The sequence below is a fragment of the Pseudomonadota bacterium genome, from assembly GCA_016719885.1.
In the GTDB taxonomy this organism is placed as follows: Bacteria; Pseudomonadota; Gammaproteobacteria.
Map to the genome: position 1 here is coordinate 21,880 of JADJYF010000029.1, position 12,629 is coordinate 34,508.

Annotated in this window: 8 protein-coding genes and 4 pseudogenes; 2 read left to right on the top strand and 10 right to left on the bottom strand. The window is 67.4% G+C overall.

Translation table 11 applies throughout. The annotated features are described in order from the left end of the window. Positions 1–65: 65 nt before the first annotated feature. The 10 genes and pseudogenes from IPM80_24300 to IPM80_24345 form a co-directional block, all read right to left on the bottom strand. A complete protein-coding gene (locus tag IPM80_24300) occupies positions 66–1,043 on the bottom strand; it encodes a fatty acid desaturase (protein MBK8961461.1) in 978 nt (325 codons plus the stop codon). Positions 1,044–1,396: 353 nt separating this feature from the next. After that, positions 1,397–1,858: a c-type cytochrome gene (locus tag IPM80_24305; protein MBK8961462.1), complete on the bottom strand. Its 462-nt coding sequence runs from the start codon at positions 1,856–1,858 to the stop codon at positions 1,397–1,399. Positions 1,859–1,986: 128 nt separating this feature from the next. Continuing rightward, the gene (locus IPM80_24310) at positions 1,987–3,459 is read right to left on the bottom strand and encodes an efflux transporter outer membrane subunit (protein MBK8961463.1); all 1,473 of its coding nucleotides are present in this window, start codon (positions 3,457–3,459) and stop codon (positions 1,987–1,989) included. Further along, on the bottom strand, positions 3,456–6,644 hold the full coding sequence (locus tag IPM80_24315) for a multidrug efflux RND transporter permease subunit (protein ID MBK8961464.1): 3,189 nt from the start codon (positions 6,642–6,644) through the stop codon (positions 3,456–3,458). Before IPM80_24315 ends, IPM80_24310 begins: the two co-directional genes overlap by 4 nt. 3 nt (positions 6,645–6,647) lie before the next feature. Continuing rightward, positions 6,648–6,992: a hypothetical protein gene (locus IPM80_24320; GenBank protein ID MBK8961465.1), complete on the bottom strand. Its 345-nt coding sequence runs from the start codon at positions 6,990–6,992 to the stop codon at positions 6,648–6,650. Next, positions 6,922–7,851 (bottom strand): annotated as a pseudogene (locus IPM80_24325) (efflux RND transporter periplasmic adaptor subunit). Before IPM80_24325 ends, IPM80_24320 begins: the two are co-directional and overlap by 71 nt. Further along, positions 7,848–9,016, bottom strand: a pseudogene (locus IPM80_24330) (glutathione S-transferase C-terminal domain-containing protein). Before IPM80_24330 ends, IPM80_24325 begins: the two co-directional pseudogenes overlap by 4 nt. A gap of 88 nt (positions 9,017–9,104) precedes the next feature. Then, entirely contained in the window at positions 9,105–9,452 is a 348-nt protein-coding gene (locus IPM80_24335) for an HDOD domain-containing protein (GenBank protein MBK8961466.1), read from the bottom strand. Beyond that, complete coding sequence (locus IPM80_24340) at positions 9,406–10,017, bottom strand: HDOD domain-containing protein (GenBank protein MBK8961467.1); 612 nt, start codon at positions 10,015–10,017, stop codon at positions 9,406–9,408. Before IPM80_24340 ends, IPM80_24335 begins: the two co-directional genes overlap by 47 nt. Positions 10,018–10,152: 135 nt before the next feature. Next, a pseudogene (locus tag IPM80_24345) lies at positions 10,153–11,432 on the bottom strand (LLM class flavin-dependent oxidoreductase). Positions 11,433–11,702: 270 nt separating this feature from the next. On the opposite strand from IPM80_24345, the gene IPM80_24350 reads away from it, so the two are divergent. After that, the gene (locus tag IPM80_24350) at positions 11,703–12,113 is read left to right on the top strand and encodes a Rieske 2Fe-2S domain-containing protein (protein ID MBK8961468.1); all 411 of its coding nucleotides are present in this window, start codon (positions 11,703–11,705) and stop codon (positions 12,111–12,113) included. Further along, positions 12,113–12,629 (top strand): annotated as a pseudogene (locus IPM80_24355) (PQQ-binding-like beta-propeller repeat protein). The gene IPM80_24350 and the pseudogene IPM80_24355 overlap by 1 nt, the downstream one beginning before the upstream one ends.

Below are 12,629 nucleotides of genomic sequence, written 5' to 3' on the forward strand. Positions count from 1 at the left end.
CGCGGTGGCTCGCCGGTCGTGACCGGCGCTGTCGATGTCCTACATCGAGACATGGGTCCCGCGCATCACCGCGCGCGACGTGCGGCCGAGTGCAATTCATCGCGCGCGGCGCGTTGGCGCAGGCGCGCGGCGAGGCGCGGTGCCGATTCCGGCCCGTGCCGGAGCGCATCGAGATACACCGCCACGTAGCTTCTGTCGACCAATGCGCCGCTGTTGGCAATCTGGTCTTCGAGCAGGTGGTGCAGGTGGCCGAGGTTGTACCACGGTACGCCCGGATACACGTGGTGGCCGATGTGCAGGTTGATGTTGTTCCAGAAAAACGCGTGCACCGGGTTGGACAACAGCGTGCGCGTGCCGGCCAGCGGTCCGGCGTCCCACGGCGTGCCGTAATGCTCGGCGATGAAACGCATGGAATTGAACAGCGAGAAGAAGAAAATCGGCCACAACCATAGCGCCAATACCTCGGCCAGCACGCCGTGGCGCATGGCGCTCGCTATCACCCACCAGTAGACCAGCGCTTTGAGCAGCGTCTCCAGGCCATGTATCGCCCACTCGCGCGCCTTGAAGCGCTTGCACGGGTAGATGAAGTTGAAATGCACGAAGCTCAGCAGCGCGCCGCCCAGCGCATAGGCGTAGAACAGCAGGAAGTCGAGCGGCCCGCGGCGGCCCATGGTGAACGCGTCCGGGTCGCGCGGCGAACGGTTGTAACGATGATGTTCGAGATGGTCTTCGCGAAAGGCGATGAAGGACGCGAAGATCGGAATCATGGTGACGATGCCGAAAGCCCAGCCCAGGCCGCGGTGGCGAAACAATACATCGTGCGTGGCGTCGTGCATGAATGTCACCATGCCCATCCACAGGTAGCCGATGCCGATGTAGGCAAACCAGCGCCACGCACCGTAGGGGGTGCTCCAGGCCAGCCAGCTCAAGGCCACCATGAGCGCCACGAACAAGGGAATCTTGACGAGATTGGGCAGGGTTCGCAGTACGCGCAGACGGGCCAGATCGTGCGACGCGATCCGCGGTTTCACCTGGGTGGACATCGGGAAACCTGTCGGATTGAAAGTCGGACGGCGAGACTAGCACGGACTTCCGACAATAGCGCGTCATGAACCTGCCGCGCAACACCGGCCCGGCGGCGGCCGGGCCCGGCGGCGGGGCGCGCCGGCCCGGGCGGCGCGCGGGGGGGGGGGGGGGGGCGGGGCCTGGGGGGCGGGGGGGGCGGGGGGGGGGGGGGGGGGGGGGGGGGCCGGCGGGGCCCCCCCCCGCCGCCCCGGGGGGGCGGGGCGGGGCGGCCCGCCCCGGGGGCGGGCGGGGGGGGGGGGGGCGGCGGGGAAGGCCCGGGGGGGGGGGGGGGGGGGGGGGGGGGGGGACGGGGGGGGGGGGGCGCGCGCCGTCAGGGCGCTGCCTTGTTTGGTCGACCGGCGGGCAACTTGCCGTCCGCGCGTGCGCGCAGGTAACGGTAGAGGTTGTCGGCATTGCTCATCACGTCGCGCTTGGATTTCCACGCGGGCATGGCACCCACCTGGCCGGTGTAGCCGTTCTCGAGCACATGAAGGAAACGCGCGTGATCGACCTTGCCATTGAACCGCTCCAGCAGGTTGGGGGCGAACGTCGAGCCGAGTCCGCTACCGCCATGACACACCTGGCAGTTGGCGGCGTAGGTGCGCCAGCCGAAGTAGGTTTCCTTGTCGACGGAGCAGGTCTCCGCGGCACTCGCCGCCGTCGGACATTCGACCGTGTAAGCCGGCGCCGCCGGCGCATCCACCGACTGTGCGTGGGCCGCGTTGGCGACGATGAAAGTCACCGTGCAAAGTTTCAGGGCGTGGCGAACGACGGAAACGAAAAGCTTGAGCATGGCTGGAGTCCGCGAGAGCTGGGTAACGGTGCGCCACCGCCATGGCGACGCGGGGCCGCGATCTTAGAGCCGTACACCCCGCCGGCACCATGCGACACATGGTCGCGCGGCATCGGCGCGGAATGCCGCTATTTGGCGGGAACGTAGGTCTGGTGCGCCGGCAGCGCCGCGCTCTGCCAGCCGCCGCCGAGCGCGCGATGAATCTCTACCAATCGTTGCGCGACGTTGACGGCCGACAGCGCCTGCTGATCTTCGAGCTGCAGCAGGCTGCGTTCGGCGTCCAGCACCGTGAGGAAATCCTCGGCGCCTTCCTTGAAGCGCAGCTCGGCGAGCTCGGCGGCGTCGCGACTGGCGGCCACCGCCGCCACCAGTTGTGCCTGGCGTTCGCGTTCATTGCCATAGCCGCTCACCGCGCTGTCGACTTCCTCCAGCGCCTGGGTGACGGTGGTCTGGTAGCGCGCGACATTGGCCGCCGCCGCGGCGTCGGCTTGCGCGATGCGCGCGTAGATGCCGGCGCGATCGAAAATATTCCAACGCAGCGCCGGCCCCAGCGTGAACAAGGGCGCACCGGCGGCGGCCAGCTTGCCGATCGGCGATGCGGACACACCGGCGCCGCCCACCAGCGTCACGGTCGGGAAGAGGTCGGCGGTGGCCACGCCGATGCGCGCCGAGGCCGCCGCCACCGCGCGCTCCGCGGCCTGGATGTCCGGTCGACGACGCAGCAGATCGGCGGGCTGACCGATGGCCACCAGCTCCGGCAGCGCCGGCAACGGGCGCCGCGCGCCGAGCCGCGCGTCCAACGCGCCGGGCGGCTGCGAGGTGAGCGTGGTCAAGCGATTGCGCGCCGCGCGCTCGGCGGCGCGCAGCACCGGGATGGTGGCCTGGCTGGTCAGCAGCTGGGTGCGCGCGCGCGCGACATCGAGCTCGGTGGCCGCGCCTTCCTTGTTCAACAACAGCACCAGGTCGAGCGTCTGCTGTTGCACGGCCACGTTGCGCTCCGCCACGCCGAGACGCATCTGCGTGCCGCGCACATCGATATAGGCACTCGCGACCGTCGACAACAGCGACAGCAGCACGTTGTTGCGCACCGCTTCGAGCGAGCCGAGTTCGGCGGCGGCGGCTTCCACCGAGCGCCGTACGCGGCCGAACAGATCGATCTCCCACAACATGTCGATGCCGAGGGTCGCCAGCGAACGTACCGGCCCCCGATCGTGCGGATCGGCCTTGCGCTGCGCGGCCTGCGCGTCCAGGCGTTCGCGCACCACGCCGTTGACGTCCACGCGCGGCATGCGCAGGTTCTCGGTCTCGCCGAGCTGCGCGCGCGCGGCCTCGACATTGGCGATGGCGACCTTGAGATCGTTGTTGGCCGCCAGCGCCGCCGCGATCAGGGCATCGAGGTCCGGATCGTGCAGTGATTGCCACCATTGTTCCGGCGGCTCGCTGGTGACGACCCGCGCCGAATTGCCGTCGTCGCCGGCCGCGCGAAAGGCCGGCATGGCGTCAGCGTCGGTGGCGGCGGGCGCCTGGTAATCAGGCCCGACCGCGGCACAGCCGCCGAGCAGCGCCAGGCACACCGCGACAGCGATTCGATTGCGCATCATGTCGGCCATTCCCCGCCACGCTCCTGCACGCGACGCCGGCGACGACGCTCGCCGCGCACCACGAAACCGCGACATACGATGTAGAACACCGGCGTGAACAACAGGCCGAAGAAGGTCACGCCCAACATGCCCGAAAACACCGCCGTGCCCAGCGACTGGCGCATCTCGGCGCCGGCGCCGCTGGCGAGCACCAGCGGCACCACGCCCATGATGAAGGAGAACGAGGTCATGAGGATCGGCCGCAGGCGCGTGCGCGCGGCCTGCATCGCTGCTTCACGACGACCGAGACCGGCGGCTTCGGCCTGGCGCGCGAACTCGACGATGAGGATGGCGTTCTTGGCGGCCAGACCAATGAGCACGATGAAACCGATCTGCACCAGGATGTCGTTCTGCATGCCGCGCAGGCTGACGCCGGTGATCGAGGCGAGCAGGCACATCGGCACGATGAGGATGACGGCGAGCGGCAGCATCCACGATTCGTACAGCGCCGCCAGCACCAGGAACACGAAGGCCACGCCGAGGCCGAAGGCCATCGCGGCGGTGTTGCCTGCCAGCTTTTCCTGCAGGGCGAGATCGGTCCATTCGAAGCCATAGCCTTCCGGCAGCACTTCCTCGGCGAGTTTCTCGATGGCCGCCAGTGCTTCGCCGGTCGAACGGCCCGGCGCCGCGATGCCCTGCACCTCGGCGGCGGTGTAGAGGTTGTAGCGCGCCACGCGGTAGGCGCCGGTCAGATCGCTGAAGGTGGTGAGCGAGCCGAGCGGCACCATCGCGCCGCGATTGGAACGGGTCTTGAGTTTCAGCAGATCCGAGGGGTCGTCGCGGTAATTGCCTTCGGCCTGGGCGGTGACGCGATAGGTTCGGCCGAGGAAATTGAAGTCGTTGACGTAGGCCGAGCCCAGGTAGATCTCGAGGGTGTCGAGCACACGCTCGGCGGGCACATCGAGTTTCTCGGCGCGCGTCCTGTCGATGTTGGCGAAAATCTTCGGCGTCTTGGTGTTGAAGGTGGTGAAGACGTTCTTCACTTCCGGCAGCTGGTTGGCGCGCGCGATGAACTCGGTGGTGACCTGCTCCAGGGCTTTCACACCGTGACCACCGCGGTCTTCCATGTAGAGCTTCCAACCGCCGCCGGTGCCGATGCCGCGCACGGGTGGTGGCGGCACGACGAAGGCCATCGCCTCCTGGATCACACCGAGCTTCTGCTGCGCGACGCGCAGCGTTTCGGTGACCGGGCTGTGGCGCGCGGCGCGATCGGCGTAGGGCGCGAGCGGGCAGAAGGCCGCGCCGGCATCGGGCGCGTTGGTGCGTGTCGCGCCATCGAAACCGGCGAAGCCCGCGCAGTGGGCGATGTCCGGGATCTTGAGCAGGATGCCGGCGGCGCGCCGCACGACTTTGTCGGTGCGCATCACCGACGAGCCCGGCGGCAGGCGATAGACGGTGATGATGTAGCCCTGATCCTGCTGCGGGATGAATCCGGTGGGCGTACTGCTGAAGGTCTTCCAGGTCAGGAAGATGAGCCCGGCGTAGATGATCATCATGACCAGCGTCATGCGTACCAGGCGCTTGGTGATGGCCGCGTAGCCGCTGGCAAAGCCGGCGAAGCTGGCATTGAAGGCGCGCGCGAACAGCGTGAACGGCATCAGCAGCATGCTGACCACGGGATGACGCTTGGCATGCGCGTCGTGAGGCTTCAACAGCAACGCGCCGAGTGCGGGCGACAAGGTCAGCGACACGATGGCCGAGATCACGGTGGCGCTGGCGATGGTCAGGGCGAACTGGCGATAGAACTGGCCCGAGATGCCGGAAATGAACGCGGTCGGCACGAACACCGCCGCCAGCACCAGCGCGATGGCGACCAACGCGCTGCCGACTTCGTCCATGGTCTTGTGCGCCGCTTCGCGCGGCGACAGGCCTTCGGCCAGGAAGCGTTCGATGTTCTCCACCACCACGATGGCGTCGTCCACCGCGATACCCACCGCCAGCACCAGGCCGAACAGGGTCAGGTTGTTGATGGAGAAACCAAACGCGCCCATCACCGCGAAGGTGCCGATCAGGGCAATCGGGATCGCGACGATGGGAATGATGGCGGCGCGCCACGACTGCAGGAACACCATGATCACCAGCACCACCAGCGCCATCGCCTCGAAGATGGTGAGGTAGACCTCGTGCACCGAGTCGGCGATGAACTGGGTGGGATTGAAGGCGATGACGTAGGCCACGCCCGACGGCAGCTCCTTGCCGATCTCGGTCATGAGATTCTCGACCGCCCGCGCGGTCTCGATGGCGTTGGAGCCCGGCCGCTGGAAGATCGGCATCGGCAGTGCCGGCTTGCCATCGATGTAGCCGATGGTGGAGTAATCCTGCGCGCCGAGTTCGACGCGTGCGACGTCCTTCAGGCGCGTGATGCGGCCGCCGGCGCCGCGTTTGACGACGATGTCGCCGAACTGCTCGGTGGTGAGAAAACGGCCCTGGCTCTCGACCGCCAGCTCGAAGGCGCCGGTGCTCGGCACCGGCTGCGCATTGATGGTGCCCGATGCCACCTGCACGTTGTTGGCGCGCACCGCCTCGACGATTTCGGTGGCGGTGAGATCGCGCGCCGCCGCGCGCTCCGGGTCTATCCAGATGCGCATGCCGTAGGCACGCTCGGCGAAGATGTTGATTGAACCGACGCCGTTCAGACGCACCAGCCGGTCGACGACATGGGTACGCGCGTAGTTCGACAGGTAGGCCGGGTCGCGCGAGCCGTCCGGCGAGAAGATGTGCACCACCATCAACATGTCGGGCGAGTTCTTGGTGACGTTGATGCCGAGTCGGCGCACGTCTTCCGGCAGGCGCGGCACCGCGATCGCCACGCGGTTCTGCACCAGCACCTGGGCGATATCGAGATTGGTGCCGAGTTCGAACGTGACGTTGATGACCAGGCGGCCGTCGCCGGTGGCGGACGACTGCATGAACAGCATGTGGTCGACGCCGTTGATTTCCTGCTCGAGCGGCGTGGCCACGGTGTTGGCCACGGTCTCGGCGCTGGCGCCGGGATAGCTGGCGGTGACCTGGATGGTCGGCGGCACGATGTCCGGGTACTGCGCGATGGGCAGCGCCACGTAGGCGATGGCGCCGACCAGCACGATGATGATCGAGATGACGGCCGCGAAGATCGGCCGGTCGACGAAGAAATGCGTGAAGCGCATGGTTTACTTGGCGGCGGCGTCTTTGATGGTGCCGTCCTCGGCGATGGTGGCCACGGTCGGCGTCACCGGTTTGCCGGGATGCGCGCGGATGATGCCGTTGACGACGATGGTCTCTTCGCTCTTCAGGCCCTCGCGCACCACGCGCAGTCCGTCGATCAGCGGCCCGAGCGTCACCACCCGCGCCTCGATGACGTTGTCCTTGCCGAGCACCATCACCAGCTTGCGCGCCTGGTCGGCCACCACCGCGATGTCCGGCACCATCACCGCTTCGTGCTCGCCGGCGCCGTACAGGCGCGCGCGCGAACATGCCGGGCAGCAGCACGTGGTCCGGGTTGGGGAACGTGGCATGGCCGCGGATCGAATCGGAGTTCGGATCGATTTCGTTGTCGACGAAGGTCATGTTGCCCTTGTGCACCCACTCCGTTTCATCGATGAGCTGGGCTTCTATGCGATTCGGCACGTCGCGCGAGGAGCGGCGCGTGCCGGCGCTGTCGAGACGCGTGTAGCGCAGGAACTCGGCTTCCGAGGCTTCGATTTCGAATTCGATGGGGTCGAGCGAGACGATGGTGGTGAGCAGGGTCGAATCGGCGCTGCCACCCGAGATGAGGTTGCCGACGTCGACGCGGATGTCCGACAGGCGACCGGCCATCGGCGCGCGCACCTCGGTGAAATCGAGATTCAGCTCGGCATTGCGCAAGGCGGCCTTCGCGGCATCGACCTCGGCCTGCGCGGCATCGCGCTTGGCGCGCCGTTCTTCGGCGGTCTCGGTACTCATGGCGCGCGACGATTGCAGACGCTGACCGCGTTCGAACTCGAGCTGCGCGACCTTGAGCTGCGTGCCGGCCTGGTCGACACCGGCCTTGGCGCGCGCCACCTCGGTCTTGAACGGGCGCTGGTCGATGACGAACAACAGCTCGCCGGCCTCGACCATCTGGCCTTCCTTGAAATGCACCGATTCGAGATAGCCCGACACGCGCGCGCGCACGTCGACGCGCTCCTTGGCGATGAAGCGGCCGGTGTAATCGTCCCATTCGGTGATGCGTTTGAAGACCGGCTTGGCGACCGTCACCGCCGGCGGTGGCGGCGCGGCGGCGGGCGCCGGGTCGGCGGCACGCGCGCCATGTGCGCCCAGCCCCAGGAACATCATCCACACCACGGCGAGCGCGCCTCCTGCGGCGCCGAAACGTAGCTTCGCCTTCACGGTCATACGCGACCCGTCCTCACCACGCACAATTGCTGCCCTGCAGTATCGCAGAAAGCCCGCATGCCGACGATACCGATTCGGGGAAGCGCGCGCCGGTCAAGGCATGTTCGCGGCCCTGATCGAGCGGCCTGTGCCAATTGTGGACAAACGTGCCGGGCGCTACTCGCGTCGCTCATTCGGCCGCCAGGCGCGCGCGGTCGTGGGGCTGTTGCAAACCGTGCTTCGAAAAAGGCCGGCCCGCGCGGAATGATGCCGTTGGGATTGACGTGGGTGATGGAGTAATAGCCACGCACGAAGTGCGGGACGTTGACGGTGTCGGCCACGCCCGGCCACTGGTAGAGCTCGCGCAGGTAGTTCGACAGTGCCGGGTAGCTGGCAATGCTGCGCTGATTGCATTTGAACAGCGCGTGGTAGACCAGATCGAAACGCAACAGGCTGGCGAGCAGGCGCCAGTCGGCTTCGGTCACGCGCGTGCCGACGAGGTAGCGCTGCGTGGCTCCAGGCGCGCATCCAGCCAGTCGAGGGTGGCGAAGAGCTTGTCGAAGGCCTCGTCGTAGGCAGCCTGGCTGCGCGCGAGGCCCACACGGTAAACGCCATTGTTGACGCCGTCGTAGACGCGCTGGTTGACGGCGTCGATGTCGGCGCGCAGCGCCTCGGGGTAATAGTCCTCACGGGCATCGGTGTAGGCATCGAAGGCGCTGTTGAACATGCGCATGATGTCCGGCGACTCGTTGTTGACGATGACGCCGGTGTGCTTGTCCCACAGCACCGGCACCGACACCGTGCCGCTGTAGTCGCGACGCGTGGCGGTATAGGCCTGGTGCAGGTGGGTAAAGCCATTGACCGCATCCGGCGCGCAGCCGCCGGGATAATCACCGAAGGTCCAGCCCTCGCGGCGATCGTTGGGAATCGCGATGGTCATGGAAACAACGTTTTCCAAACGCTTCAGGCGCCGCATCAGGATGGTGCGCCACGCCCATGGGCAGTGGTAGGCGACGTAAAGGTGATAACGGCCGGTCTCGGCCTTGAAGCCACTCGCGCCATCGGCGCTGACCACATGGCGGAATGCGGCCGGCTCGCGCACGAAGCGACCATCCTCGATAGGGATCATGGTCGCCTCGGCGTCCCACTTGCCGTTGATCAACAGGCCCTGGCGCATGCCTCGCATCGGGGTGATGGGAGGCATTGTAGAGGAGGCTCGGTCTTTGTGGGTCGGACTTCAGTCCGACATTGAAATCGGGTGCGGGTGGCGCATGTCAGACTGAAGTCTGACCCACGATTACGCAACGATCAGGTAAATCGCCTCGATGAACTGCGGGTCGACTTCGTCCATCAGCTCTTCGCCGCTGCAATCGATAGCGAGGCCGTGGTTGGCGAGCGGCGACACGTCGGCCTGCTGTTCGCGCGGAATGCGCTCGGAATAACTGCCGGTACCGGAGCAGTTCGCGACCGCGTCGGCGACCTTTGAGGATGGCCGCCTCGGCGCCGGCGCGGCGGGCGCGCTGCGGCTCATGGTGCCAGTAGACGGTGTCGACCAGCGTGTCGGGCAGGTTCCAGCTATCGAGCATCATGCCGGTCAGCATGGCGTGATCGAAACCGGAGATCGCGCTGTTCCAGGACGTGCAGCTTGTCCTCGTCGCCGGCCGCTTCGATGATCACGGACTGCGCTATCTCGGGAAAGCGCTTGTTGATGAGCAAGGTGCCGATGTCGTGCAGCATGCCGGCCACGAACAGGCGCTCGGGATGCAGCACGCGCGCGCGGCGCGCGATGGCCTGCGCCACGAGGCCGGTATACACGCCGTGGCGCCAGAAGGAATTCATGTTGGTGACCGAGCTCGACAGGCGCGAGAAGGTCTGCACCGCGCATACCGAGGTCACGATTTTCTGGATTTCGCCCATGCCCAGCAGCATCACGGCACGGGTGATGGTGTCCACCCGTCCGGGCAAGCCGTAGAACGCGCTGTTGGCGAGTTTCAGGATGCGCGCAGTGAGATTCGGGTCGCGGATCACCACCAGCGCCAGTTGCTCCAGCGAGGTGCTGTCGTCAGCCACCAGTTCGTTGATCTTCAAACACACGTCCGGCGGCGGGACCAAGGCCGATATGTCTTCGATCAGACTGCGCGCGATGCGTTCGCCGGGCGTGGTGATGTCCATATGGACGGCAGGCATGCTCAAGATGGCTGTCCTTGTTGTTATTCCCCGATGCGAATCTGTGTCGGCCGCCGGCCGGCGCAAGCTTGAGCCGCGCCACGGGCGAAAGCCTCCAGCGGCGGTGAAAGCGCCGCGCTCAGCCGCGTGGCGCGGGAAGAACCGGTTGGCGGGACGCGGCAGGCCGAGGTGTTCGCGCAACGTGTGGCCGCTAGGCGCGGCGGAAAATGCCGCGGCGCTGGGTTCCGGCACCACCGCCGCCACGAAATCGTCGAGTCCGGCCGGCAGGAACGGGAACATCACGTTGAAGCCATCGCAGGCACGCGTTTCCAGCCATTCCTGCATCTGGTCGGCGACCATGGCCGGCGTGCCGATCATTTCCAGGATGCCGGGCGCCGCCCACCCACTGCGCGAGCTGGCGCACCGTCATGGGCTTGTCGCGCGCCATCGCCACCAGCTTGTCGCGACTGCCGCGGCTGGCATTGCTTTCGGGCAGCTCGGGCAAGGGGCCGTCGAGCGCGAAACCGCTGACATCGCAGCCCAGCATCACCGACAACGACGAGATACCCGAATCGGGATGCACCAACGTCGTCGAGCCGCGCCTTGCGATCCTCGGCCCTCGGCCTGGCTGCCGCCCAGCACCACGAACGCGCCCGGCGTGATCTTGAGATGCTCGGGATCGCGCCCGACACCGCCATGCGGCTTTTGACGTCGGCAAAGGCCTGCGCCGCCGCCCGGTCGACGTCGGCCGAGAACACCATCTCGGCGGTCTCGGCCGCCAGCTGCCGCCCGGCTTCCGAGCTGCCGGCCTGCACGATCGGCGGCCAGCCCTGCACCGGACGCGCGACATTCAGCGGGCCACGCACCGCGAACTCGTCGCCCTTGTGGTCGAGCACGTGCATCGCGCCGGGTCGAAATACACGCCCGCATCGACATCGCGGATGAAAGCATCGTCCGCCCAGCTGTCCCACAGGCCGGTCACCACCTCGCAGAACTCACGCGCGCGCGCCCAGCGCTCGGCATGCTCGAGATGCTGTTCACGCCCGAAGTTCATGGCCTCGTGGGGATTGGCCGAGGTCACCACGTTCCAGCCCGCGCGTCCGCCGCTGATGTGATCGAGCGAGGCGAACTTCCGTGCGATGTGGTAGGGCTCGTTATAGGACGTCGACGCGGTGGCGATGAGGCCGATGCGCGAAGTCACCGTCGCCAGCGCCGGCAGCAGCGTCAAGGGGTCGAAGGACGTGACGGTCGCGCTGCGTTTCCGGGGCCGCCATCGGCATGTTCAACACCGCCAGGTGGTCGGCCATGAAGAAGGCATCGAAGCAGCCTTGTTCCAAGGTCTGGATGAAGCGCACGTAGTGCTGGAAATTGAAATTCGCGTCCGGGTAGCTGCCGGGGTAGCGCCACGCGCTGGTGTGGATGCTGACCGGGCGCATGAAGGCGCCGAGATGGAGTTGGCGTTGACGGTGCACGTGCGGCGCTCGTGTTGCTGTGGATGGTGGGCGGTCGCGGCCCGCCGCTGCCGAAGGCCAGCGGGCCGGCTCCCGCGGACTGCGCCTCGGCCTCACGGCAGCGCCTGTGCGCGGCGCTGGCGGCGGGCCTCGCCCGGCCCGTGCTCGGCGAGGCGGCCGACGCCGACCCGAGCAAACAGCCGGCGCAGCCCGGCGATGTGCTGGCCTTTGCCTCGTGGGACGACGATCCGCGCCGTGACCGCCGCCGACGTGGCGCTCGACGCCGCGCCGCCGTCGGTCTATCCGCAGGATCCGGCCAGCGGCGTGACGCGCGAGAATTCGCGTCTCAACCAGTTCCTGCTGCTGCGCCTCGCACCGGACAGCCTCGACGAGGCAACGCGTGCACGGGCCGTCGACAGCATCGTCGCCTGTTCGGCAATTTGCACCCACGCCGCCTGCGCGGTCAGCGAATGGGCGGCGGACAAGCGCCACCTGGTGTGCCCTTGTCATTCCTCGGAATACGACATGCCAAGGGCGCCGCGCGCGTCGCCGGCCCGACCGCGCGACCTTTGCCGGCCCTGCCCATCAAGCAGGTTGGCGACAAGCTCGTCATCGCCGGCCCCTTCAGTGGCGCGCTCGGCGCGCCAGGTCTTTGAGGTGACGTGATGCGTTCAGTGTTCCCGATCCTGCTGCTGTTGCTGGTCGTCGCGAGCAGCGCGCCGGCCGCCGACGGCCTGCCCTACTCGCCCGTCACCGACGCGCGTCTCACCCGGCCCGAGCCCGGCAACTGGCTCATGTACCGGCGCACCTACGACAGCTGGGGCTACAGTCCTCTCAAACAGATAGACACCGGCAACGTCGCGCAGCTGAAACCGCTGTGGAGTTTTTCCACCGGCGTCGAGGAAGGTCACCAGTCGCCGCCCATCGTCAACGACGGCGTGATGTTCATCACCACGCCGCGCGACCAGGTGCTGGCGCTGGACGCGCAGCGGCGAGCCATCTGCGCTATCAGCCGCGAGCTGCCGGCGGACCTGTTCGCTTCCCACCAATCGCGGCGTGGCCCTGTATGGCGACCGCGTCTACATCGCGACCGTCGATGCGCTTCCTGGTGGCGCTCGATGCGCGCACCGGCAACGTGGTGTGGGAGAAGCCGGTCGAGAACTACCGGCCGGCTACTACATG